Consider the following 26,341-nt stretch of genomic DNA (forward strand, 5'->3'; position numbering starts at 1 on the left):
TATGAAAAACCTACTAATCGCATGTGGCGTGTTACTGTTAGCTGCCTGTGCAAAAACCCCTGATTGGGACTATGACCGCACAGCAAATTTTGCAAACTATAAAACATTTGCCTTTGTTGATAACGCCGATCTTGCTAAAAACACCACTAATTACCAAATTAGCCCGCTAATGGAACAACGTGTGCGTGCAGCAGTTGCACGAGAATTAAAAGCGAAAGGCTTTACCCAAACATCAACCGACTCAGCTGACGTACTGATTAACTACCACGCATCAGTTGAAAAGAAAATTAGTACCGACACCATTTCATACAATACCGGTATGGGTTACCCGTACAGCGCGCGCTGGGGTTACTGGGGTGTAGGAATGGAAACCCATACATCAACTCGCGAATATGAAGTAGGTACGCTGGTGTTAGATGTTATTGATCGCAACGAAAAAGCCCTTGTTTGGCGCGGTGCAAAAGGCGGTAAGTTAACTAAAAATCAATCGCCAGAACAACGTACAAAAGCAGCCAACGAGCTGATCGCTGAAATTCTATCAAACTTCCCGCCTGAATTAATGTAGGGTAAGCGGACACAAAAAAGCCATCAATGATGGCTTTTTTGTTATTAAGGGCATGCCCAATTGGTGAAAGCGAAATTAGGTTGCACCTTCAAGATAGCTAATAATCTTCATTGCATCGTCATTGGTGTCACCACACACATCATGTGTCGGCTTAAAGTCTAAACAGACTTTAGGGCGGGTTTTATCTCCAAATAATCGACATAAGTTATTTTCGTCCAGTTGCACACAACGCACACCCGCAGGTTTACCCATTGGCATACCCGGTATTGATGATGAAATACTTGGCGCAATGCAGCACGCACCACATCCTAATCGACACTCCACGTTTAAAACCCCTTTTGTTTCTCGGCTCGCATTATAAAACATTCTGCCTAGGCTTGCGATAGCGTCACTTCAAGTACCAACGGCCTGGTAAAGTGTAACAAAACATGTTTTTAGGTTATCTTTAGATAACATTTAGAAACTAGGTATTTCATACACTTATAAGCGTATTAAAAATCATTATCAAAAATCACACATAGTTTGTTACATCTAGCTCATCTTCGTAAACATTCTCTTCTCTATAGTAACGTCGTCATCAATAGAAAAATGTAGGGATTTACAATGGCGAGCAAATTAAAACTCACCGGGATCACCCTAGCTGTTTTGCTAGGGTCAGTTGGCGTTGCAGCAGGTTTAGGTGCAATGAAAAAGCCACCGGAAAAAAAAGAAGAAAAAGATTCAATTCCAGTTGTTGTCGTTGAAGATAACAGTGTTGAAACCATCACACTAAACGTTAATTCTTACGGGTTAGTTAACCCTAAGTATCAAACCTCACTTACTGCGCAAGTAACCGGCCAAGTAACTGAAATTTCAAATGCCTTTGTTAAAGGTGGCTTTGTAAAGCAAGGCGAAGTGATTGCCCGTATCGATCCAAACGATTACGAAGCAGCGCTGACAGAAGCAGAAGCAAGTCTCGCGCAAGCGCGCGCAGCACTTGAATTAGAACGAGCACAAAAACGCGTTGCCGAATCCGAATGGGAACGTATTAAAGAAAGTGCCAAAAACGAATTTGTGCCAACCGAACTTTATTTGCGTAAACCACAACTTGCGGAAAAAGTAGCGCGCTACCGTGCGGCAGAAGCCGGTGTTAAACGTGCAAAACGCAACCTTGAGCGTACTTACATCAAAGCACCTTACGACGCAATTATTACCGCACGCTCAGTGGCCCTTGGCTCAGTAGTAAATTCAGGAAGCCCAATCGGCGAATTAAGTAGCACCGATTTTGCCGAAGTGCGCCTGCCTGTTGCGGATAAAGAATTACAATTCTTAATGCAAGGCGGTTTAAACGCTGAGGTTGATCTTGTTACAAATTACCAAGGCAAACTACACCATTGGCAAGCAAAAATTGTACGTAGCGAAGGCCAAGTGGATAACAAAAGCCGAATGTCTTATTTAGTCGCAGAAATTAAAGATCCATATGGTTTAGAATCTAACAATACGCCATTGCGTTATGGTTCTTATGTAAATGCGGCAATTTCAGGCTTATCAATTGAAGGCGTAAGCCGTGTTAAGTCACACCTTGTTAAAGATGGTAAAGTTGCCGTGTTAGAAGACGGCGTGCTGGCATATCGCAGCGTTGAAGTACTGCGTGAAGAGGGCCGTGATTTAATTGTTAAAGGCGACTTAGGCGATAATGAGCAAATTATCGCGTCTAATATTAAGCGCCCTAAAGTAGGGATGAAACTTGCCAACGCAGTACTTGCAAGCGATATCAAGCCTGCAAAGCCTGTTGCAGAACTTGCGATGAAAAACGAGGACTAAACCATGATTGATACAAATAAAGGTATCATTGCATGGTTTACTCGCAACCCTGTTGCTGCAAACCTGCTAATGATCATTATTTTGGTCGGTGGTTTATTTACCGCTATGACCATTCGCAAACAAATGTTCCCGCAATTTGAAATTAACTGGATGTCAGTTCAAGTTGCCTACCCTGGCGCTGCCGCCCAAGAGGTAGAAGAAGGCATAACCATGAAAATTGAAGAAGCATTAGAGGGAATGCAAGGCATAGAACGCCTTATCACCTACTCTAATCGCGGCTTCTCGCAATCGTGGATCCGAATTGACGAAAGTTACGATGCCAAAGAAGTACTTGATGAAGTTAAGATGCAAATCGACTCCATCTCAACCTTCCCAGATGGTATGGAACGCCCTATTGTTGCCAAAGAAAAGTACCGTCAGGAAGTGATGTTTTTATCGCTACATGGCCCGCTTTCGCAACGCGAACTAAAAGATTTAGGCTACAAAATTCATGATGAACTATTAGCATTACCCGGCATTAATATTGCCGAGTACTACAGTGGCTTAAACTATGAAATTGGCATAGAAATTAGCCCTGACAAACTGCGTGAATACGGTCTAACTTTTAGAGATGTTGCCAATGCAGTGCGTGCATCGTCAGCTAATATGTCGGCAGGTCAAATTCGTGCTGAAAACGGCTACATTTCAATGCGTGTTGAAAACCAAGCCTATCGCGGCAAAGAGTTTGAAAAACTCCCGCTTGTTAGCTTAGCCGACGGCAGCCAGATTTTACTTGGTGACGTTGCAACAGTTAACGATGGCTTTCAAGAAGGCATTCAATTTTCTAAATTTAATGGCGACAACTCGCGTACCTTCTTTATTGGTGCGTCAGAAGATCAAGACATCACAAAAGTTGCTGCAACAATTAACACCTACTTAGAAAAGAAAGCAAAAGAGCTGCCTGAAGGCGTAACGTTAGAATCATTTGTTGATATGACCTATTACCTTGAAGGTCGTTTAAACATGATGATTGAAAATATGGCATGGGGTGGCTTGTTGGTTATCCTGAGCTTAGCATTATTCCTTCGCATTAAACTGGCGTTTTGGGTAATGATGGGATTACCTGTGTCGTTCTTAGGCGCATTGTTAGTTATGCCACTTGGCGGCCTTGATATCACCATTAATATTATGTCGCTATTTGCCTTTATTCTGGTACTCGGCATCGTGGTGGATGACGCCATTGTCATCGGTGAATCAGCACACAGTGAAATTGAAAAACACGGCCACTCAACCGATAACGTTATTCGCGGCGTAAAACGCGTGGCAGTGCCTGCAACCTTTGGTGTACTCACCACCATTGCGGCATTCTTACCAATGATGCTAGATAGCGGCCCAGAAGCTGCGGTATCAAAATCCATTGGTGGTGTAATCATTTTATGCTTAATCTTTTCACTGATTGAATCAAAGCTGATTTTGCCTGCTCACTTAGCAAAAATGAAATTAAAGCCACATAACCCTAAAAACCCACTACACCGTATGCGTGAAGGGTTAGATGGTGGTTTAAAACGCTTTATTGATAACAGCTACCGCCCAATGATTGTTAAATTTATTGAGTTCCGCTACCCGGTTATTTTCGCTTTCGTTGGCTTAATGATTATTAGTGGAGGCCTATTTGCAGGTGGCTTTGTTAAATTTGTTGCCAACCCTAAAGTGCCGCACGATTTCGCTAATATCAACATTGAGATGGAACAAGCAACTGCCGAGCGCACAACGCTTGATACGGCGTTGAAAATTGAGCAATTGATTTTGAACGAAGACAAGCTAATTGAACAAGAGCACGGTCAAAAAATGATTGAAGCAATCTCAGTACGCTTAGAAGGCCGTACCAATGCTGAAATTATGGCAAAACTAGTTGACCCAGAACTGCGTCCGATGGATACCTTTGAACTTGCCGATCGCTGGCGTAGTAAAATGCCTGACTTTGCCGCAGTTAAAAACCTAAATATACGCGACAGCATTGGTGGTAACCAACGTGACGACGGCGATATTAGTTTCCGCCTTGAAGGCAAAGATATGGAAGAGCTGCGTTTAGCTGCCGCAGAGTTAAAAACACATCTAAATACCATTAAAGGTGTGGGCGATGTAAATGATTCAATGCAAACGGCGACCGATGAAGTGCAGTTTGAACTGAAACCAGTTGCCTACAGCTTAGGCTTAACCTTAGCGGATGTTGCGTCTCAAGTAAGCTTTAGTTTTTACGGCTTAGAAGCACAACGTATTTTACGTGACGGCGAAGAGGTACGCGTGATGATCCGCTACCCAGAGCAAGAACGTAACGCAATCAGCCGTATTCACGATGTACGCATTATCACACCACAAGGTGCTGAGGTACTGCTATCAGAAGTCGCTGAAGTAAAATTGGTTGAAGGTGTAAGCCGCATTCGCCGTGAAAATGCGCGCCGTACAATTAATGTATGGGCCAGCATTGATGCAGAGCAAGTTGAACCGTTTAAAGTCGCAGAAGATATTCGTGAAGAGTACATCCCAACATTACTTGAGAAGTTCCCAGGTATTAGCACCAATTTAACAGGTCGCGTGCAAGAGGAAATGGACTCAATGATGGAGCAAATTAAGAACTTCATTATCTCATTAATGGTGATTTACAGCTTGCTGGCAATTCCACTGCGCTCATACTCGCAGCCGCTGTTAATTATGTCGGTTATTCCATTTGGTATCATTGGCGCAATGTTCGGCCATATGGTCCTTGGCATGACCATGAGTGCCCTGTCGATGTTCGGTATTATTGCCGCAGCAGGTGTGGTAGTAAATGATTCGCTGGTTATGGTGGACTTTGTTAACAACGCTCGTAAGCAAGGTGTTGCCATTAAAGATGCGGTGGTTGACGCTGGTTGTAAACGCTTCCGCGCTATCTTACTGACTTCAGCAACAACATTTATTGGTCTTATTCCAATTTTGAGTGAAACTAGCTTACAAGCACAACTTGTGGTGCCAATGGCAGTATCACTCGCATTTGGTGTGTTATTCGCAACGGTGATCACCTTAGTGCTGATCCCATGCCAATACGTTGCACTTGAAGATATAAAAGGTCTTTTTAGACGAGGCAAAGAGAAAAAGGAAATTTCTCAATCAGACATTGATGACGACGCTACTGTAAAAATCTGATTACTTGTCTAACCAACCAAAGCCCACACCTGTTGTGGGCTTTTTATTTACTAAATACTAATTTTGTTAAACGTATTTTGATCATTCAACAGCTCATAATACCAATTCTGTTAAGTATGTGATCAGGGATAGCGCTGGATAAATGAAATGGTAACAAGGCGGAATTTTTCTTATGTAGTTGTTCTACATTGATAAATTCTAACGTAGTTAGCATGATATTTAGCCCGCTAGGATGATTAGCTACTTAAGTGAATTAGTATAAAAGTTTAAATAATAAAAATATTCCTTATACTGTCGGTAAAGGTGCTGTCATCTAGGTGATACTAACAGTTGTACTTGGAAACACAGCACCCGTCAGACTGCAAATTAACGATTTATGGAAGAGAATGTGGTAAAAAAGTACAGCGTAATAACCTTAATTATTGTGCTATTTGGCGCACTTATATGGTTCGCCAACTTTTATTCACTGCCTACACCAGAAGTTGATCACGCTTTACCTAACACACCGATTACCGATGAAATAATACTGGAACAGGTAAAAACCGTCCCCGAAAAAGCACAAACACACACAAAAACTGCGATAGCGGAAGATTCAGCTAAAAATAGTTATTGCAAGGACCAAACACGCTACATTGCCAAATTTGAGCGTGACAAAAAAGGTTATTTAAGTACGCTTGCTGTCGCTTGGAAACTACAAGGGCAAAATCCACAAACCATAATTCATGCACTTGAAACAACAGTATCAAAAGACGCCGCACAGCGTTTTAAGCGAGACTTAAAACTGGTCTCATCGTTTAACGAAAGTAATTTGAGTAAAAGCCAACAATACCTCAATGAATTAACCTTTAATGATTATGCGAAAAATAAACACCGTTTACACTTTTTAAAATGGCGTCAGCACGCGATTAAAAACGACTTTATAGAAAGCTATCGCGAACAAGCAGAGCGTTACCCTGATATCGCAGCCGATATACTGCAACAAGCATTTTTACAAGCAATCAATATTGATAACCCCAAGCCCGATTTTGATCAATTACTGTTACTTTACGATAGTTACTACTCACTTAACCCTGTTCCAAACAAATTGATTACGTCACACCAACTATCTTATTTGCTAAGCGGATTAACGCCCGATGTTGCCAATAAAGTGCTATCTCGTTTATTGCTGATTGAACAATTAGACAGTGAGGAAACAAAGTCCATTGTGCTAGCGCGCATTGGCGGTCTCAACAAGCAGTTCGCCGAGATAATCAAAGGTGCGACGGTTAGCGCAAAACCAGTTGTTGAAAGTGATGAATTAAAAACCCGTATCGCAAATATTATCGAAAAAGAAAAACTGAGTCTCAGTGAACAAAATGTTTGTCAGCTTTACGATGTGGCCGAAATCGACAGCCAAATAAATGTTACGTATGTAGATGCATCGACCCTTGATTATGACCACCCGAGTTGCGATCGTTTGCTGTCAGAACAAGCTAAAGAGATTGGCATGTTGGCGTTATTTTCTGAATTATCAGCTCAGTTTTTAGCGGCGGGTATCGACCTTAGTAATCTAAATAATGCAGAGCAGGTAAAACGAGCAGATCTTACCTTGATCCATGAATACCTTGCTAAAAAGCCTGAGTTCGAACGTGAACTTGCGTATTTATTAATTTATTCAAGGCCGATGCATAGTCAACGTGTCGCAATCATTGATGCGCTAGTCACGCAAGGGCTTTATCCGAAAGATGCCAATGCCGTTGCCGTAATTCAGCGCCTTAACAGCGAAGATGCACTGCGTATGCTTGATCGCATGGGCAATATCGATAAGCCAAATCAACGTGGTGAAAGTGTGGTGTATAACCTGATGTTTATCAATCCAAGCCTAACCGTCGAATTAATAAATCGTGGTTATGTGCAGCAACACAGCGAGCGCCATCCGGATCCGCTACTGAAAATGTTACATTTTTTAAAAGAAAACCGTGCATCAGATCAATGGATTAGTGTTGTCGATGCACTTATTAACAACGGTGCAAAACTAAAAGCGCGCCACCTAGACGAAGTGTACCGCATTAAGCTGACCTTACCGGAAATTTACCAAAAGCTAATAGAGTTACACCCCGAATTAGCCGCTGAAAAAGCAGGTTCACTCAAAGTAATACAATGTCAGGGCGTAAGCGACGCACACTAAGCGTCATTATCGTGTTTTTTTGTCATCGAAAGATGATTTTGGTGCATTATATTTAGTCGTGAACCAACTAAACTGGCAACTAATATTGTGAGGTATAGCTGCCCTACCACTGCTTCAAAATACACAAACACCCTAGAAATTGGAATATTAGGGGCAATATCACCAAAACCCAGCGTGGTTAACGTAACAAAGGAGAAATAAATAAACTCTGGAAATAGCGCGAACCACTTGATGGTCGAAGGTACGTTATTAAAAGCTGGCATAAAGTTAATATGGATAAGGCTATAAATAATCGCCCAAATAATCCCCATCATAAAATAGAGGCAAATTGCGCCAAGAATTTTGTTACCGTCTACAACACCTGAAAACAGCACCTGCTTTGCCGTTTTAATTGCAGTAAATGTAAAGAAAACAAGCATTAAGCCCAATGTGACATTATCGCCCATCACACTATCAATAAACAAAGTCAGCCAAGAAAATGCGATAATCACAAACGGAAACAACATCTTATATTTAAACAATTGATTGCTTGAATCTACGCCCCACACCGAAATCACCAAAGTAAACATGGTGCACGATTGCATCATATGTTGCATTTTACTGCTGAAAAATTGGTGACACAGGGCTGTACCAAACAGTAGCAGAGTTAAGGCGATGGTTAGATAAAGAAAGTTATCTCGTTGGCTCATATTAATTCCTTTGAGCGTTGATACAATAAACGGTCTATAGGCGCGTTGTTTAACTAGAATTTTGCTGCAAAATTAAAGTCACTTGCAACACGTATATAAGGCATCGCAATATTATACGTTTGCACTAACTGCTGAGCGCGTTTTTTAGCCGCGGCATATGTCGCAAAATCAAAGTTAATGGCATAATAAAAACCTGCCAGCTCAACAACCTTACAATCAAGCTGTTGCGCCACTCTTAATGCATTTTCACGTTCTGCATATTTACCAAACTGTAAAACAAACCCACTTAAATTTTGACTTGGTTGTGGTGGCTCAAAGGTCAATGCATCGTGCGAACGAGTGCTGGTTTGATGTGCTGCAGCAGATTGATTGCTATGCTCGTTAATAAGGAACATTTCCGCTTGAGGCACACCTTGCTTAAGGGCCATTAGCGCGTATTCATGGGCTTTGTTTTTATCTTGCGCTAGGTATTCGCCATTAAAGTGTAACGACGCCAAGTTATGCGCTGCAAAACCATTGCCTTGTTTGGCGGCACTTTGGTAATAACCAATACTTTCTTGTGGCTCAGTTTTAAAAATCAGTGTGGCATAAATAAATTGCGCTTTATCATATCCTGCATCAGCAGATCCTTTGATAAGTGCCAAGCCCCGTGCTTGATCTTTAGAAACGCCCTCGCCTTTCAAATAAAGCGCGCCTAATTCTAATTTGGCTTTATTATCACCCTGTTCAACAGCCGCAGTTAACCACTGGGCTGCTTTCTCCGGTTGATAAACAACACTCGTCTCATTGCTATAGCGACTCGCCAATTTACGCTGCGCATTAATCGAGCCATTACGCGCTGCTTTCAAATAATAATCAAACGCCAAGCGCTTACGCTTTTCAACATCAACGCCAACAACTTTTCCAAGTTCAAACGTAAGGGCAAGATTAAACGTTGCCTCCGCGTGACCTTGTTCATCGGCAAGGGTTAAGTATTCGAGTGCTTTTTGTTTGTTTTTAACAACCCCATGTCCTTTAGCGTACAAGGTTGCCAAGATAAAATTTGCTTCTGCGTTATCATCTTCTGCTAATTCGGCACATTTATAGCGCGCGTTTATATAATCCGCATCGTTAAACGCACGGGTGCATTCATTATCAAACTGGGGCGTGTACTGGGCTTTAACAGCCATAAATGGCGTTAAAAGTAGCAAGCAAAACAGGAAATGTATTTTCATAACGCTAAAACAAAAAAGCTCGGTAATAACCGAGCTTTTATAAGTTAGATGTATTCTACTTCTGTGATTTCGTACTCAACCGCACCATTTGGGGTTTTGATTGTTACTGCATCATCGATTTCTTTACCGATTAAACCACGAGCAATTGGTGAGTTAAATGAAATCAGATTATTTTTAATGTCTGCTTCATCATCACCAACGATGCGATAAGTTGTTTCTTCGTCGGTATCAACGTTAACGATAGTAACAGTTGCACCGAAAATCACTTTGCCGTTATTTTGCATTTTAGTAACGTCAATGATTTGAACCGTTGAAAGTTTTGCTTCAATCTCTTGAATACGGCCTTCACAAAAACCTTGCTCTTCACGCGCTGCGTGGTATTCAGCATTTTCTTTTAGGTCACCGTGTTCACGCGCTTCTGCAATATCAGCGACAATTTTAGGACGGCGTACCGTTTTTAATTCATTTAACTCGTCACGCAGTAATTGTTCACCACGTACTGTCATTGGTGTTTGTTGCATTATTCTTCCTAGAACTCTTTCACAATAAAAGCCCGGATTAACCGGGCTTTTTATCATTTCTACTTTAATTGTCTTAGTCTATATCAAAAAATATAGACGGGGCAATTAATTTACACGCTTGTGTAGCTCTTGTACGGACGATACCGTTGAACGGTCATCAGCAGCATGTGCTTTACAGTTAGCAAATGCGGCATTAAGCGTTGTTGTGTAGTTTACTTTACCTTGCAGAGCACCACGACGAAGTACTTTAGAATCTTCAATCGCTTGACGACCTTCAGTGGTGTTTACAATGTAGCTGTACTCACCATTCTTGATACGGTCAAGAATATGAGGACGACCTTCGTAAACTTTGTTTACACGACGCGCTTCAATGCCTGCTTCTTCAAGTGCTTTTGCTGTGCCGCCAGTTGCGTCAAGCTCAAAGCCTAAATCACGCATGGTACGTGCTAATTCAACAATACGCTTTTTATCGCTGTTACGAACAGATAGTAACGCACGACCACCACGTGGCATTACGTTACCTGCACCAAGCTGTGCTTTAGCAAATGCGTCAGCGAATGTGTCACCCACACCCATAACTTCACCTGTTGAACGCATTTCAGGACCACGCATTGGGTCAACGCCAGGGAATTTAGCGAACGGAAGTACTACTTCTTTTACGCTGTAGTATGGAGGAATGATTTCTTTCGTTACGCCTTGGCTTGCAAGAGACTGACCCGCCATACAACGTGCAGCTACTTTAGCAAGTGCAACACCTGTTGCTTTTGACACAAAAGGGACAGTACGTGCAGCACGTGGGTTTACTTCAATTAAGTATACTTCGCCATCTTTAACAGCAAACTGCGTATTCATTAAGCCAACAACGCCAAGCTCTAATGCCATGCGAGTTACTTGGTCACGCATGCGGTCTTGGATTTCAGGGCTTAGTGAGTATGCTGGTAGTGAACATGCTGAGTCACCTGAGTGAACACCTGCTTGTTCGATGTGTTCCATGATACCACCGATGATCACTTGCTCACCGTCACAGATAGCATCTACGTCGATTTCGATTGCGTCATCTAGGAAACGGTCAAGAAGTACTGGTGCTTCGTTTGACGCAGATACAGCTTCTGTCATGTAGCGGCGTAAATCGTCTTCGTCGTATACGATTTCCATCGCACGACCACCCAGTACATATGAAGGACGTACAACGAGTGGGAAGCCGATTTCAGCAGATTTAGCTACCGCTTCTTCTAGTGAAGTAACTGTTGCGTTTTCAGGCTGAAGTAGGTCTAAACGCTCAACCATTTGTTGGAAGCGCTCACGGTCTTCTGCACGGTCGATTGCATCTGGCGAAGTACCAATGATTGGCACGCCGTTCGCTTCAAGTTCACGCGCAAGCTTAAGTGGTGTTTGACCACCGTACTGCACGATTACGCCTTTTGGCTTCTCAACACGTACGATTTCTAATACGTCTTCTAGCGTGATTGGCTCGAAGAATAAACGGTCCGATGTGTCGTAGTCAGTAGAAACTGTCTCAGGGTTACAGTTAACCATAATCGTTTCGTAACCATCTTCACGCATCGCAAGCGCTGCGTGTACACAACAGTAATCGAATTCAATACCTTGACCGATACGGTTAGGGCCACCGCCGATAACCATGATCTTGTCTTTGTCAGACGGGTTCGCTTCACACTCTTCATCGTACGATGAATACATGTAAGCTGTGTCTGAGCTAAATTCTGCCGCACAGGTATCTACGCGCTTGTAAACTGGTAATACTTCAAGCGTATGACGCTTTTTACGTACTTCAGCTTCGCTAACACCAAGTAGTTCAGCGATACGTGCATCCGCAAAACCTTTACGCTTTAAGCTACGTAGGAAGTCTTTGTTAAGACCAGCCATGCCGCCTTCAACGATTTTTGCTTCGTCTTTGATGATGTCTTCGATTTGTACTAAGTACCAACGGTCAATCTTAGTCAGTTCGAATACGTCTTCAACACTCATACCATGACGCATTGCATCAGCAACGTACCAAATACGCTCCGCACCTGGCTCACGTAATTCACGTACGATTTTTTCTTTCGCGTTCGGGTCGTCAAGCGCAACGATTGGGTTGAAACCCGTTGCACCAACTTCTAAGCCGCGAAGTGCTTTGTGTAATGATTCTTGTTGGTTACGGCCGATTGCCATAACTTCACCTACCGACTTCATCTGAGTCGTTAGACGATCGTTAGAACCTGCGAATTTTTCGAAGTTGAAACGCGGGATCTTAGTTACAACGTAGTCGATTGACGGCTCGAACGATGCAGGTGTTGCGCCACCCGTAATGTCGTTTTGAAGCTCGTCTAGCGTGTAACCTACTGCTAATTTTGCAGCGATTTTTGCAATTGGGAAACCTGTTGCTTTTGATGCAAGTGCAGATGAACGTGATACACGTGGGTTCATTTCGATGATAACCATACGGCCATCAGCAGGGTTAACACCAAACTGTACGTTTGAACCACCTGTTTCAACACCGATTTCACGAAGAACCGCCATCGATGCGTTACGCATTAGCTGGTATTCTTTATCAGTGAGCGTTTGTGCTGGCGCTACTGTGATTGAGTCACCTGTGTGAACACCCATTGGGTCGAAGTTCTCGATTGAACATACGATGATACAGTTGTCGTTTTTGTCACGAACCACTTCCATCTCGTACTCTTTCCAACCTAGTAAGCTTTCATCAATAAGAAGCTCGCTTGTAGGTGAAAGGTCAAGACCACGCGTACAGATTTCTTCGAACTCTTCCATGTTGTAAGCAACACCACCACCGGTACCACCCATAGTGAAAGAAGGACGAATAATACATGGGAAGCCGATACGCGTTAGCGTGTCACGTGCTTCATCCATTGAGTGTGCAATTTCTGCGCGAGGACATTCAAGGCCAATCGCCTTCATTGCCGCATCAAAACGCTCACGGTTTTCTGCTTTGTCGATTGCATCAGCAGTTGCACCGATTAACTCAACGCCATGCTTTGCAAGTACGCCATGCTTGTCTAAATCAAGTGCACAGTTAAGCGCAGTTTGACCACCCATAGTCGGTAGTACTGCATCTGGCTTTTCTTTTTCGATAATGCGCTCAACTACTTCCCAGTGAATTGGCTCGATGTAAGTTGCATCAGCCATTTCTGGGTCAGTCATGATAGTAGCAGGGTTAGAGTTTACTAAGATTACGCGGTAACCTTCTTCTCTTAGTGCTTTACACGCCTGTGCGCCTGAATAATCGAATTCACATGCCTGACCGATAACAATCGGACCTGCACCTAAAATTAAAATACTTTTTATGTCATTACGTTTTGGCATTTTAGTCTCAGTCCTAATTATTTACGTTCTTGCATTAAGTCGATGAAATGGTCAAATAACGGTGCTGCATCGTGAGGACCTGGGCTCGCTTCAGGGTGACCTTGGAAGCTAAACGCTGGCTTATCAGTGCGGTGAATACCTTGTAATGTGCCGTCGAATAATGAAACGTGCGTTGCACGTAAATTTTCAGGAAGTGTGTCTTGGTCCGCTGCGAAACCGTGGTTTTGCGCAGTGATCATTACCACATCGCGGTCTAGGTCTTTAACCGGGTGGTTACCACCGTGGTGACCAAATTTCATTTTTACTGTCTGAGCACCTGACGCTAACGCCAGTAACTGATGACCTAAACAAATACCAAAGATTGGCGTGTCTGTTTCAAGGAAAGTTTTTATTGCTTCAATTGCATAAGTACACGGCGCTGGGTCACCAGGGCCATTTGATAAGAAGATGCCATCTGGGTTAAGTGCAAGTACGTCAGCAGCTGGGGTTTGTGCTGGTACGACAGTTAACTTACAACCGCGGTCAACTAACATACGTAAAATGTTACGTTTCACACCAAAGTCATATGCCACAACGTGGAATTTTGCATCTTCATCGCTCAGAGTTTTAAACCCTTCGCCTAACGTCCAACTTGTTTCGTTCCAAGTGTACTGTTCTTTTGTACACACTACTTTAGCAAGGTCCATACCTTTAAGGCCTGGGAATGCTTTTGCCGCTTCAAGTGCTTTTGCTTCATCAACATCACCTGCGATGATACAGCCGTTTTGTGCGCCTTTGTCACGTAAAATACGAGTTAGCTTACGCGTATCAATATCAGCAATACCTAGGATGTTGCGTGATTTAAGATACTCATCTAATGATTGCTCATTACGGAAGTTGCTTGCAAGCAGCGGAAGGTCGCGAATAACTAGGCCTTTAGCCCAAATTTTTGAAGCTTCTTCATCTTCGCTATTGGTACCTGTGTTACCGATATGTGGGTAAGTTAAAGTAACAATTTGTTCAGCGTAAGATGGATCAGTTAAAATTTCTTGATATCCAGTCATTGAAGTATTAAAAACTACTTCACCAACTGAGATACCCTCAGCACCAATGGCAGTACCGCGAAATACCGTGCCGTCTTCAAGGACTAACAGAGCGGATTTAGACAAGTTGACCTCCTAACAGTAAAAAACGGGCAAAATTTGCGTAAAATTCAACCCGTTCAATCGACCTAACGCCCTAGAGAAAGCGCTAGATTATAAAATTTTGGCAAATTCCAAGTATTTTAGATGAAATCTGAAAAAAGGTCTAATAAAAAATCAGAAAAAATTAAAAATAACGTGTTTAACAGAAAATTCACTTTAACCTGCCAAAAAATTCAGTTATCTACCTAAAACCAAGCACATCTTGCATAGTATAAAGTCCAACTGGTTTATTATGTAACCAAGCCGCAGCCCTTACAGCGCCTTTAGCAAAGGTCATTCGAGAGCTTGCTTTATGAGTAAGTTCGAGTCTTTCGCCGTCAGCCGCAAAATAAGCCGTATGTTCACCAACTATATCGCCGCCACGCATCACAGAATAGCCAATTTCTTTTTGACTTTTCGCCTGCTCATCTTTTGATCGGTCAAAAACTGCAACTTCATCGTGTTGCCAGCCTTTTGCCTCAGCAATGGCTTCACCAATCATTAATGCCGTGCCAGACGGCGCATCAATTTTATGTTTGTGGTGCAGTTCGAAAATTTCGATATCAATATCGTCTGCCAACGTTTTTGCCGCAGTTTTAACCAGGTTCTCAAGTAAATTGATTCCTACTGAATAATTGCGAGAAAAAACAATTGGGATTGATTTTGCAGCAGATTCAAGCTCCGCCATATCATCCGCGGTTAAACCGGTCGTGCCAATTACCATTGGAATATTATGTGCCACCGCGTAGGCTAAGTGTTTTTTCATGCCTACAGGTAGTGTGAAATCAATAATGACGTCAGTGTCAGCGCTTACACGAGTTTCATCACTGAAGGTTACTGTGCTGTCGCCTTGGTTAATAAAATGCTTAACGGCTTGTCCAAGTAATTCATTGTTAGCGCGCACTGCGGCACATACTAATTGTGTTGACTCATTGTTGATGCTTGCTTCACAAAGTGCGCGGCCCATTCGGCCATTCGCCCCAAACACTGCGATGTTTGTCATAATTTTCTCTACTTTTGTTCGGTTAAATGCGTTAAACCTGACGCTTTCATAATTTCGGATAAAGTTTGTTTGATATTACCCTTTAAAGAAAGCCGACCTTAGCATTTTTTAGCGGTTAATTTTATTCCTTTGCCAATTATAACAAGTTCAATTTGACAAAACATCTAGACATCTATACATTCGCACATCCATTTTTATTCACTCTATTTTTTTGCCAATATCGCTTAAAACTTGCGCTCACGCGCAAAACATGGAACTAATAGAACTGAATAAGAAGAAGAAATTTCAGTTATTGCCTGTTGTTAGCAATAACTTACAAAGTTTCCGTTTGAGGTTTTTATGGATACGCACATTAACAAAACCGCAGCAAAACTCTCGTTGCTGCCGTTACTTACATTTGTCGGCCTATTTTTAGGGGCGGGTTTATATTTGCAGTCGCAAGGCGTTGATTATGCATTTTATCAATTGCCAGCGCCTGTAGCGATTTTACCTGCAATTTTACTGGCATTTTTACTCAATAAAAAAACCATTAACGAATCTGTAGACACCTTTATAAAGGGTGCGGGCCACAACAATATCATCACTATGTGTTTGATTTACCTGCTTGCTGGTGCGTTTTCAACGGTCGCAGGCGCGACTGGTGGTGTTGATGCTGTGGTAAACGCAGGTCTTGATTTAGTACCTCCTTCGTTTTTATTGCCAGGCTTATTTTTAATCTCAGCAGTGGTATCAACGGCAATGGGTACATCAATGGGTACCATAGGCGCCATTGGTCCAATTGCCTATGCACTCTCAGTTAAAACGGGGCTTGATCCTGCGCTTGTTGCCGGTACGGTGGTGTCAGGTGCAATGTTTGGCGACAACTTATCAATTATTTCAGATACCACGATTGCCGCTACGCGCACGCAAGGCTGTGAAATGAAAGATAAATTCCGCGAGAATTTAAAAATTGCCTTACCCGCCGCTGCGTTAACCGTATTACTGTTAGCCTTTTTAACGCCTGAACCTGAAATCATTGATGTTAAGGATTACGACTTATTATTAGTATTACCTTATGCCTTTATTTTAGTGCTTGCGGTCGCAGGCTTGAATGTGTTTGTTGTGCTGTTTAGTGGCATTGTGTTTGCCGGTTTAATGGGCTTTACTGGTGACTACCAAGGTGGTCAATTTGTTAAAGACATTTACGAGGGCTTTAAAGGCATGCAAGAAATTTTCTTGTTGTCGATGTTTATTGGCGGCCTGTCTGAGTTTATTCGTGTAAATGGTGGCCTTGATTATATCGCTCACAAAATTCAAAAAGGCACAGCTGTTATTGCTAAATGGAATCGTAAAGTAGCCGACCAGTTTGGTATTGCTGCGTTAGTACTTACTTCTAATTTATGCATTGCGAACAACACAGTATCAATTATTGTCGCAGGCCCAATTGCGAAAAAGCTTGCTGAAGACGGCAATATTCCGGCTAAACGCTCAGCAAGTTTGCTCGATATTTTCGCCTGTGTAATGCAAGGCAGTTTGCCATACGGTGCACAAGCACTATTACTTGGCGCAACTTTCCATATTACGCCTTGGGATGTTGCAACCAGCTCTTACTATTGCTTTATTTTAGCCTTTGTTGCGCTGGCAATAATTGCTTTTTATAAGCGCAACGAAGCCTAGTTTCGCTTTTAACGATTCCGTGTTTGGCGCTCAAATGAGCGCCTTTTTTTAATCTTTAAAATGTACTTGTCGCTCAAAGGGAGCAACCTCTAAATAAAAACTCTATTACTTATTACCGAGTTAAAAGGAAAATCTAAGCTATTTTAAGACTGAAACACCCTCTGTTATTCCCGCTTTTTTCATAAGCACATCGTTTAGTTTACGCTCTCTTGTACCTTAAATTACGTACAATCTCGCTATGTTAAGACGTAGACAGATTCAGTTTTGGATAACGCAGCATTGCTATCAATTATTATTACTGATATCAGCTTTAATTTTGTCTGCAATAAAATGTGATAAGAAAAGTCGCCTTAAACTCTGTAATCACTACGCCCTATAACTATATACATAACCTTCTACTATTAAATTTAGACAGTCGTACTGTTTCATATTCAGGTCTGATACCAAATAACACTTGCATTTAATTGTTATAGTATAACATAATACCAACGTTACTATATAACATTACAAGGATAAAAAGATGATACGTAAAGCGCTTGCAAGTGCTATTTTGGTTTCCCTACTGAGCGCCTGCGGTTCAGACAAGCACACCGTAATTGACAATACGCCGGTTGTAGATCAACCTTCTGAGCCTCATCCAGAGCTTGAATTACCTGCGGGTCGCTTAGCGATTAACTCTCCCGATTCAAATCAAGTTAGTATTTATGATTTAACCAGCAATCAAATCATTGATACATTTTCTGTTACTAACACTGTATCTGCACTTTATGCCAGCCCTAATGGTCGCTACGCGGTAGCGATTCAGCGTAACGATAATCTAGTTGAATTTATTGATGGCGGTATTTATTTAGAAGAGCACGGCGATCATCATGATCTACATGAAGATGTCCCCTCTGCTAACTCGTTTGAATTACTCGATGTAAAACCAACGCACTATGTGCCTGTAGGCGAACAAGCTCTAGTATTTTTTGACGGTGATAAAGACGCATCTGCAGATGCCGGGTTTGCAATTGTTTCTGACGAAAGTATTACTGAAAGCCGCGTTATTGCTGAGCACCATTATGAAACCTATCAACACGGTACAGGACAAATTCGTGATGGCTTCGTACTTGCCACTATTCGTGATGTAAACAGTGAAACATCATTACCTGAAACAATTGGTTTATTTGAAGTACATAACGATCACTTCCACCAAGAACAAACATTTGAACACGCATGCCCTGATCTTCACGGTAGTTTCCAAACTGAAGACTATATCGCGTTTGCGTGTAGTGACGGCGTTGTAAAAGTAAAACAAGAGGGTGAGTTATTTACGTCTAGCAAAATCGCTAACCCAGAAGAATTACCAGCAGGAGTGCGCATTGGTAAATTTATTGGTAGCAAAGAAAACAACACGATTATCGGCTTATCACGCGGGGGCGTATTTGCTGTTGATTTAACAACTGATGAAATTAGCCCATTCCAATGGCAAGCTGAAGGTATTACTAGCTACTTAGCATACGGTGTTAGTGGTGATGAAGAATCAATCGTCGTATTAGACGAAGCTGGCTATATTAATGTTTATAACCAAGAATCGCAGTGGCAAAGTGTCGCACGTTTCGCCGCGATTACGGAACTAAATGCTGAAAAAAGCGCTAAGCTTATTGCAAATAAAGCAAATAATCACGTTTACCTAGCGTACGGCAATACCGTGTATCAAATTGATATTGAGCAGCAAACAGTCGCTGAAATTACAACGTTTGAAGATGGTATTGGCAACCTAACTTGGCTAGGTGCGTTTGAGGAAGAAGAGCACGAACACGACCATTAATAAGCGCATATTTTATATTTAAATAAAAATACGCTTATCGGTTTAACGCTTTCACTTTGGTTTCCCATTAAAGTGATCTTAATGCCGGCAAGGCTACATTGCCGGCATTTTTTATCTTTCTTAAATGCGATTTAGTTTAAAGCAGCTGCCTCTACTTAAATTTTGCTTTTTTTATATTTACGCTTCTGCGAACAAATACAAAGCCAAGTAAAGCCATCAACCAGTTATGAAATGTGCCACCACTACTTTTACTCGTTTCTTCTGCGTTCGGAGTAGCGGTTGAATTAGCGCTAAAATTTGCAGTTAGTTCGATAGTTGAGCCTTTAACAACACCACAATCAATGTAGCTTTCAGCGGCATGGTAGTAAAAGGTCTGACTATTAAATTCGCCAGTAGCAATATCTTTATAGCCATCAAGATTATAGTCAGCAATTTGTACTGCAGTTAACCCATCGGCACCTTTGCCTATTTGTTCCGCAGAACTATAACTGCCTTCGATATTATAAATAATACGTAAACTATATGGTCCATAATGGGCTGTAACAATATCCATATCACCGTCGTCATCAACATCAGCAAACCCGACTCCATAGGGAGCATTACTCTGATCGACAACGATACCGGAAAAGTCGTCGGATGACCTATACACAGAAACATTACCTGTATCAATTTCTGCTGAAACAATCACTAAACCATGTTCGGCATCAAGATAGCTATCCAATGTAACACCTGCTGTATTAGCGATGTTCTGGGATTTTACGTAACCATCCTCCGATTTTTCATAAATCGAAATTTCTTGATTTTGAATTGAGTTAACAAGTTGAAATAAATCCCCCGACCTATCGGCAAAAAAACTTGAGATAATCAGCTCTGTAGAGCCGTCTTGATTTAAATCTGTTGCACTAATCGAGTAAGGGTTAATATCAGGGATCTTGATGATCTCTGATTCAGCCAATTGCCCCGCGCCATCGTTTCTATATACACGCACTTGTTGAGCACCGTACTCGGCTACGAATAAATCGGAAAATCCATCTTGATCCATATCATGAGTAGCCATCGCCGATGGATATTTTAATGAAGAGGCGAATGTATTAGAAATAAAAGTTCCATCTCCTTGGTTTCGGTATTTTACTAGTTGTCCTTTAAAAAGGCTAATTCCCAACAGATCACTATCTCCATCATTATCAAGATCGATCGTTGCAAGGGTTTTTGCTCCGCCACTCGCCTTTCCGATTAGTGTGCGTTCAGAATTTGTTTTAACACCTTGTCCAAAGTCACATTGCTGGCCACTCCAGTGAGAAAAGCTATCACCAGCGTTTGCACTTGGTGAAAGCATCACATTATTATTCTCTGTACTTATCGTACATGTGTCAGTACAAGTTTCATCACCATATTTAACACTACCATTACCGGTAACACCCAAAGTGATTTGATTCGCAAACACGCTAAACGGCAAACTAATTAATATTGCACAGAGTTTTTTATTCATTTTATTCTCCTAGAAGTCAAACTTTCCGCACAATGCCTTAGCCAAGTGTTCAATTGCAATTAAGAAGTTATCTCGATACTATTTCAAAGTTATCTTATTTATTTTCAGAAGGTTATAATGAGAACGTTTTACATAGCAGATTTCAAAGTTGAACCTGAAAAGAATAAGGTAAGTTTACCCAAGGCAGAATTTCGTTTAGAACCCCGTGTAATGTCAATTTTATGTTACTTAGTCGAACATCAAGGTGAGGTATTAAGTAAAGAACAAATTTTGGCTTCACTTTGGCCAAGCCAATCACTTGAGCCAGAACTCGTTACTAAGGCCGTTTTCGAAATTAGAAAGGTACTAAATGACAACCCTAAAACCCCTCGTTTAATTGAGACTATCCCTCGTAAAGGCTACGTATTTATAGGCAAAATAAACTTACAAAAACCTAAGCTCAGCACAGCTAACATCTCTTTGATTAGTATTTTGGTATGTATAGTTGCCGCATTTTTTTACACCAATAATACGCAAAGAAATGGTATAGATTTATCTAACATACCGACTAAAAAAATAATACGACATAGTGTAGATGGGGAAATCAGTTCGATAAGTGTAAATAACAATAATCAGCTGCTGTTTACTCAAAAAGAAAACTCAAGTTCATCGCTTTATTTACATAACAATACAACGCTCAAAAACACCAAGCTTGAAACTTCGCTGACTGAAATAAGAGATATATTTTCAACGAATGAGTCAGATTATATCCTTAATTGCAATGACGCTTGCTCTATATTCAAACGCGATAAAGACAACGACACACCTATTTTAAAGATTAATGAAAGAATCATTAAATTAAACGTTTCTCCAAACGAAAAATGGTTAGCATTGCAAATCACTAAGCACAATAGACACAATATAGCGTTAGTCTCGATTGAAGAAAAAGACGCCAAAATCTTCTATCTGCCTCATGATGGTAGTGAACAACACCCAGTGTTTGCCAACGACAATAGCCTATACTACATTTCGCAAACTTCAGACAGAAAAACTTACTTAGCAAACTACAATCTAGACACTCGCCAAACGACAACTAAGCCATTACCCATTGATAGAGTGAGCGGTTTATCTTTTTATACTGATTCAAAGTACGTTATAACAGGACGTTACAATGGGCAGTATGCATTATGGCTCTTAACTATAGACCCACTCTCTTTATCAGTTATAGCTAACATTGACCCACAGCAAAAAGTGACTGGGATAGCAGTTGATCACAAAACTAAAACTATCCATTATGCCATACAAAATAGGCCTATCACCATTCAAAGCAAAGGTGCACTATCAACTAAAATTGAGCACCCTAGCATCAACCTCGATGGTAAATACCTTAGTGAAAGTAAAGCTTTTATTTTTAATTCAAATCGCTCAGGAAGCTACGAACTTTGGTTAGAATCGCACGACCAACAATCAAAACTAACCGAAATAAATGCAAGCTACATTCATACGATAAAAGTGGATAACTCACAAAGCCTAATTGCCCTTAGTTACACCAAAGACAAAGCTAAGCACATCGCGGTATATTCTTTATTGAACAATACGATAATCTTCGATGTTACAACCGAAAACGATAGCTATTTACTCAATTTTGACCACACTTCAACTAATTTATATATAAGTCAAAGGGCTGCCGAAAATTATGATTTACTTAGCTTAAATATCAAAAATCAAACTGTCTCTAAAATTGCCCTTAATGCGGGTATTGCAACAATGAGTGATGCTAATGGTATCTACTATTATTCGTTCAGTAACCAAGCTTTGCAATATCAAACAAACCTTGGCGCAACCAATACCCTTTTTGATTTTGAGAACAAAGCGCTTCAAATCAGAGCGAGCAGCATCAAATTAACAAAAGAGGGCTTTTTTTATTTGAGTAAAATCAATAAGCAGCAAGTAATTAGTTTTTACGACTTCAATTCAAAAATAACGAAACCATTATTTATGATAAAACCTAATCAGTTCGTGACTGATTTTGGATTTATCAACTCCCTGCCATATATCATTTTTGATGAAGATGCAGATGTTACAAGCCAGATAATTAGTTTAGAATTAGTTCACTAGCCTAATTTAAAGTTGACTTAAAATACTTTTCACAAAAGGCGATTTTGCTTTGCCGTAGTCATCTTGAACGGTATTACCTTCAGCTAGTACCGCTTTCTTTTTTGCTTCATAGGCAGCTCTATCTTCTGGATTTTCGAGCATATGATGTTTGTAAGCGACTTGCTTTAAATGCTCTTCGCTATTGTGTTCAATAACATGTAAATGCACATTAAACACTTCGCCATTATATTTAACGCCTATGTCTTTACGCGGGCGTGTTGCTGGAAAAGGCTTATTACTGTGTTGGTCAACAAAACCAAACTGCTTGATGTATTCGACTGCCGATTCCAGGTTACCTGGTTGATATAAAATAGAAATATCAATGATGCCCTTGCCGGCAACATAAAATGATGACGAGCCAAAATGTAAAAAGGTAAAACGAGGATCATCAAGGCGTTGCATAATATGCGTTGCGACGGTTAAAAATTCTTCTCGCCAAGGATTAAAGCTAGCTGGCACTAATTTATAACTACAAAATTCAATCATTGAAATGTCTTAAAAACAATTTTGTTTAATATAACGCTTTGTTAGTTAGCGATAAATAGTTTCTCGTTAGATGAAGTTTATTTGTTACAGATCAATAAACACCATTGAGAATAATTATCAATTCACTTAAGATGAATATCAATCTGATACAGTGTTTTTGTCTAAAATAATGCCAATTCAGTTAGCGCAGTTATATTGCTAAACACCTTATGTGCTAACAATTCGTGATTTCGGTGAAGTGGTTTAATTGTACCTGTATTTAACACCCCCTGGTTTTTAGTAACGATGGGCTGTATTTCAGCCTATTCCACTAAGTTAACAAACCAAAGGGCACGCACGTGCCCTTTTATCTTTCAAATGCATGGGCTGTTGCAAAAACTAACAATCTCAATTAATTAAGTTGTGGTTAATGAGTTGTTGACGAAATTTACGCGGCGTACACCCTTTAAACGCCAGAAAACGACGATTAAAGTTAGACACGTTATTAAAACCGCATTGGTCGCTGATCACCGAAATGGGTGATGAACTGGTCACCAACAGCTTGCACGCTTTACCAATGCGTAAACGATTAATAAACTCAGTGAGCGTGCATTCGGTGCGCTGTTTAAAATAGCGATGAAAGTGGTTGGTTGACATATGCGCCAGTTCTGCAAGTTGATCGGCGTATAAATTATCTGTGTAGTGTTGGTATATAAACTCAATCACTTGGTTAAGTTTGCCGTTATCTTGTTCCATCTGCTTACCAAATGCGAACATTGGGGTTGATAAAGTAAATTGCTCTACATCGTGCTGCATTTTATCTAACAAATCGAGTAATAAAAACAAACGCTGAGTTGCCCCCGCATTATCCATAGCTTCAAATAACGCTTTTGCTTCAATTGCGCATTCTTTTGAATACTTAATGCCTTTTAGCGAACGCGCTAACATTGGCAGTAAGCCATGTAACTCTTTATGGTCACGCGCTAGCTTATCAAGCCATTTTACTGGAATTTGCGCTACATACACGATTTGCTCTGAGCCATCTTGGTTTGCTTCAGATTGCCATGTGTGCGGTAAATTAGGCCCGACAAAAACCAAATCTAGCTCACCATATTCCTCAATATGATCGCCAATATGGCGCATACCTTTACTGTTTAATGTTAGGCAAATCTCATATTCAGGATGGTAGTGCCAACTGAACGGCAGATATGGCATCAGGTATTTATGATACCGCCATGACGCATCGGTAGGCGTTATCACCTTTTCGCAAAATGCACGCATAATTTAATAACTAACTTAATTCAATTACTACAAACCATTTCAACAGAATCGTGCATAACAAAAGATACTATTCTATCAAGTAACGATACTTTTCAATTTTATCGTTAAGTTGTATTTCAGACTATTCGCTAAAAGTCGAACAAGTATGTACCTATAAAATTAACGGGTTACTTATTAAAGTGGTTTAAAATAACCTAAATGTTGTGATACCGGCTTCAGCTCCTGTGTTGTTTGGAGTAATCTGCTTCGATATTTACAATAAGTAGATCTGCTTATCTCAAAAAACTCTCAAAACTTACAACATTTCAGCGGTGATGGGCGCATTCAATTAACGCTCCATCCAAAGTCAAAATCACGCCTGAAATGATCGAAAACTGCTGTTAGCTTGATTGAAAAGTATTATTAATAAATAGAAAAATACCGCTATCTGATTCTTTATCTTGGCACACTAGATAACGTTTACAGTCTACTCGGTATTTCCCCCTAAGAAATCACCTCACAGGACATGTAAGCGCGAGGCTGTGGCAATCCCCTTGTTTTTGTCTGCCCGTCAAAAATTAATTTTTGTCGCAGCCTCACCCATACGCTCTTGGCGAACGAAAAATACTAATAAACGAATAAAACCAATAATAAACAGGAAATAATCATGAAAGCCTATCCCGTCGTGCTCTTAGTCTTAATCACCTTTTTTGTGATTTCGTTTGTTTCAAACCTCCTGGGCCCTATTTTTCCCGCACTGATTGAAAGCTATCAAATTGGTCTGATGTTAGCTGGATTTTTCCCCTTTGCCTTTTTTGCCGCATACGGCTTAATGTCAATCCCAGCGGGACTAATCGCACAAAAAAAAGGGGAAAAATTTGTTATTTTACTAGCGTTTGCGCTGGCAGCACTCGGCGCCATATTATTCGTATTACTGCCTAATTTTGCCATGGCAATGTTTGCACTCTTTACCATTGGCAGTGCGATGGCATTACTCCAAGTGGCGATTAATCCGCTGCTTCGACGCGCCGGTGGTGAGCAAAACTTTGCCGCTTATTCTGTATCGGCTCAATTATTATTTGGTGCAGCAGCGGCATTATCACCATTAGTGTACAGCACTTTGGTTAGCCACATTGAAAATGGTACACCAACTGGGCAACTGCTGGCGGCCTTCACTGAACCAAACAAAGCGTGGCTAATTATGTATGCGCTATTTGCGGTTATTAGCTTAGTGATGTTGGCCGTTACTTTTATTACTCCAATCGCGCGCGAGCCTCAGCAACAACAGAACACCAACCTTGCCGATTCGTTAGCACTTTTCAAAGACAAAACCGTATTACTGTTTTTTATTGCAATTGCCTGTTATGTCGGCTTAGAGCAAGGCATTGCGAATTCGATTTCGGTATTTTTAGAGACCTACCACGGACTTGATCCTAACACCCAAGGCACTGAAGTAGTCAGTCAGTTTTGGTTATTTTTAACCATTGGCTGTGTATTAGGGTTAGTGCTGTTAAAAGTGCTCGACGCTAAATTAGTGCTAAAACTGTTTTCTCTGGGTGCTGCAGCGTCACTTACTTGCGCTATTTTTGGCAGCAAGCAAGTTGCGCTTGTGGCGTTTCCAGCAGCAGGCTTCTTTTTATCAATTATGTGGTCTGTACTGTTTTCACTTGCGCTAAATTCGGTTGCAAGCGGGCACAGTGCGGTGTCTGGTATTTTATGTACTGGCATTATTGGTGGTGCGTTGGCATCGCCAATTATTGGCTTTATCGCAGAGTTTTCAGACGATTTACGTGTTGCACTGTTAGTGTTGTTTATTCCACTGGGCTTTATTTTCAGCGTTAGCATTTGGGCTAAACCGCTAATTAAAAATCACACCATTCAATTTAATAAAAAACGTATCGCAGTAGATTAAGA

General features: G+C 41.0%; 18 protein-coding genes. 8 read left to right on the forward strand and 10 right to left on the reverse strand.

Features of this window, described 5'->3' with window-relative positions:
- Position 1 precedes the first annotated feature (1 nt).
- Entirely contained in the window at positions 2–565 is a 564-nt protein-coding gene (locus AC2IOM_RS16650) for a DUF4136 domain-containing protein (protein ID WP_010558856.1), read from the forward strand.
- A 75-nt stretch (positions 566–640) separates the two neighbouring features.
- Here the strand turns inward: AC2IOM_RS16650 and AC2IOM_RS16655 are convergent, their stop codons facing one another.
- The gene (locus tag AC2IOM_RS16655) at positions 641–931 is read right to left on the reverse strand and encodes a YkgJ family cysteine cluster protein (RefSeq protein WP_105172687.1); all 291 of its coding nucleotides are present in this window, start codon (positions 929–931) and stop codon (positions 641–643) included.
- Positions 932–1,168: 237 nt separating this feature from the next.
- On the opposite strand from AC2IOM_RS16655, the gene AC2IOM_RS16660 reads away from it, so the two are divergent.
- From AC2IOM_RS16660 to AC2IOM_RS16670, 3 genes are all read left to right on the forward strand, one after another.
- Complete coding sequence (locus AC2IOM_RS16660) at positions 1,169–2,368, forward strand: efflux RND transporter periplasmic adaptor subunit (RefSeq protein ID WP_486360497.1); 1,200 nt, start codon at positions 1,169–1,171, stop codon at positions 2,366–2,368.
- Between the two features lie 3 nt (positions 2,369–2,371).
- Positions 2,372–5,530: an efflux RND transporter permease subunit gene (locus tag AC2IOM_RS16665; protein ID WP_486360498.1), complete on the forward strand. Its 3,159-nt coding sequence runs from the start codon at positions 2,372–2,374 to the stop codon at positions 5,528–5,530.
- A gap of 376 nt (positions 5,531–5,906) precedes the next feature.
- Positions 5,907–7,697: a hypothetical protein gene (locus AC2IOM_RS16670; protein WP_486360499.1), complete on the forward strand. Its 1,791-nt coding sequence runs from the start codon at positions 5,907–5,909 to the stop codon at positions 7,695–7,697.
- On the opposite strand, the gene AC2IOM_RS16675 is transcribed toward AC2IOM_RS16670, so the two are convergent.
- The 6 genes from AC2IOM_RS16675 to dapB form a co-directional block, all read right to left on the reverse strand.
- Positions 7,694–8,386 (reverse strand): potassium channel family protein, encoded by a 693-nt coding sequence (locus AC2IOM_RS16675; RefSeq protein WP_100915469.1) that lies wholly within the window; start codon positions 8,384–8,386, stop codon positions 7,694–7,696. The genes AC2IOM_RS16670 and AC2IOM_RS16675 overlap by 4 nt on opposite strands.
- A 53-nt stretch (positions 8,387–8,439) precedes the next feature.
- On the reverse strand, positions 8,440–9,555 hold the full coding sequence (locus AC2IOM_RS16680) for a tetratricopeptide repeat protein (protein ID WP_486360500.1): 1,116 nt from the start codon (positions 9,553–9,555) through the stop codon (positions 8,440–8,442).
- Between the two features lie 89 nt (positions 9,556–9,644).
- Positions 9,645–10,121, reverse strand: coding sequence for a transcription elongation factor GreA (greA, locus tag AC2IOM_RS16685; protein WP_010558849.1), 477 nt, complete (start codon positions 10,119–10,121; stop codon positions 9,645–9,647).
- A 105-nt stretch (positions 10,122–10,226) separates the two neighbouring features.
- Positions 10,227–13,445, reverse strand: coding sequence for a carbamoyl-phosphate synthase large subunit (carB, locus tag AC2IOM_RS16690; RefSeq protein ID WP_138631479.1), 3,219 nt, complete (start codon positions 13,443–13,445; stop codon positions 10,227–10,229).
- Between the two features lie 17 nt (positions 13,446–13,462).
- Positions 13,463–14,593, reverse strand: coding sequence for a glutamine-hydrolyzing carbamoyl-phosphate synthase small subunit (gene carA, locus AC2IOM_RS16695; protein WP_105172680.1), 1,131 nt, complete (start codon positions 14,591–14,593; stop codon positions 13,463–13,465).
- A gap of 217 nt (positions 14,594–14,810) precedes the next feature.
- On the reverse strand, positions 14,811–15,611 hold the full coding sequence (dapB, locus tag AC2IOM_RS16700) for a 4-hydroxy-tetrahydrodipicolinate reductase (protein WP_486360501.1): 801 nt from the start codon (positions 15,609–15,611) through the stop codon (positions 14,811–14,813).
- Between the two features lie 339 nt (positions 15,612–15,950).
- On the opposite strand from dapB, the gene AC2IOM_RS16705 reads away from it, so the two are divergent.
- Both AC2IOM_RS16705 and AC2IOM_RS16710 read left to right on the forward strand, forming a co-directional pair.
- Positions 15,951–17,267 (forward strand): Na+/H+ antiporter NhaC family protein, encoded by a 1,317-nt coding sequence (locus AC2IOM_RS16705; protein ID WP_486360502.1) that lies wholly within the window; start codon positions 15,951–15,953, stop codon positions 17,265–17,267.
- A 520-nt stretch (positions 17,268–17,787) separates the two neighbouring features.
- The gene (locus AC2IOM_RS16710) at positions 17,788–19,077 is read left to right on the forward strand and encodes a hypothetical protein (RefSeq protein WP_486360503.1); all 1,290 of its coding nucleotides are present in this window, start codon (positions 17,788–17,790) and stop codon (positions 19,075–19,077) included.
- A gap of 151 nt (positions 19,078–19,228) precedes the next feature.
- On the opposite strand, the gene AC2IOM_RS16715 is transcribed toward AC2IOM_RS16710, so the two are convergent.
- A complete protein-coding gene (locus AC2IOM_RS16715) occupies positions 19,229–20,566 on the reverse strand; it encodes an FG-GAP repeat domain-containing protein (protein WP_486360504.1) in 1,338 nt (445 codons plus the stop codon).
- Between the two features lie 117 nt (positions 20,567–20,683).
- On the opposite strand from AC2IOM_RS16715, the gene AC2IOM_RS16720 reads away from it, so the two are divergent.
- The gene (locus AC2IOM_RS16720; RefSeq protein ID WP_486360505.1) at positions 20,684–22,663 is read left to right on the forward strand and encodes a winged helix-turn-helix domain-containing protein; all 1,980 of its coding nucleotides are present in this window, start codon (positions 20,684–20,686) and stop codon (positions 22,661–22,663) included.
- A gap of 6 nt (positions 22,664–22,669) precedes the next feature.
- Here the strand turns inward: AC2IOM_RS16720 and AC2IOM_RS16725 are convergent, their stop codons facing one another.
- Both AC2IOM_RS16725 and AC2IOM_RS16730 read right to left on the reverse strand, forming a co-directional pair.
- The gene (locus AC2IOM_RS16725; RefSeq protein WP_486360506.1) at positions 22,670–23,188 is read right to left on the reverse strand and encodes a GrpB family protein; all 519 of its coding nucleotides are present in this window, start codon (positions 23,186–23,188) and stop codon (positions 22,670–22,672) included.
- A gap of 387 nt (positions 23,189–23,575) precedes the next feature.
- Positions 23,576–24,448, reverse strand: coding sequence for an AraC family transcriptional regulator (locus AC2IOM_RS16730; protein ID WP_486360507.1), 873 nt, complete (start codon positions 24,446–24,448; stop codon positions 23,576–23,578).
- Positions 24,449–25,094: 646 nt separating this feature from the next.
- On the opposite strand from AC2IOM_RS16730, the gene AC2IOM_RS16735 reads away from it, so the two are divergent.
- Positions 25,095–26,339, forward strand: a complete 1,245-nt coding sequence (locus AC2IOM_RS16735; RefSeq protein ID WP_486360508.1) for an MFS transporter — start codon at positions 25,095–25,097, stop codon at positions 26,337–26,339.
- The last annotated feature ends 2 nt before the right edge of the window (positions 26,340–26,341 follow it).

It is taken from the genome of Pseudoalteromonas sp. NS-SX12 (genome assembly GCF_057367955.1).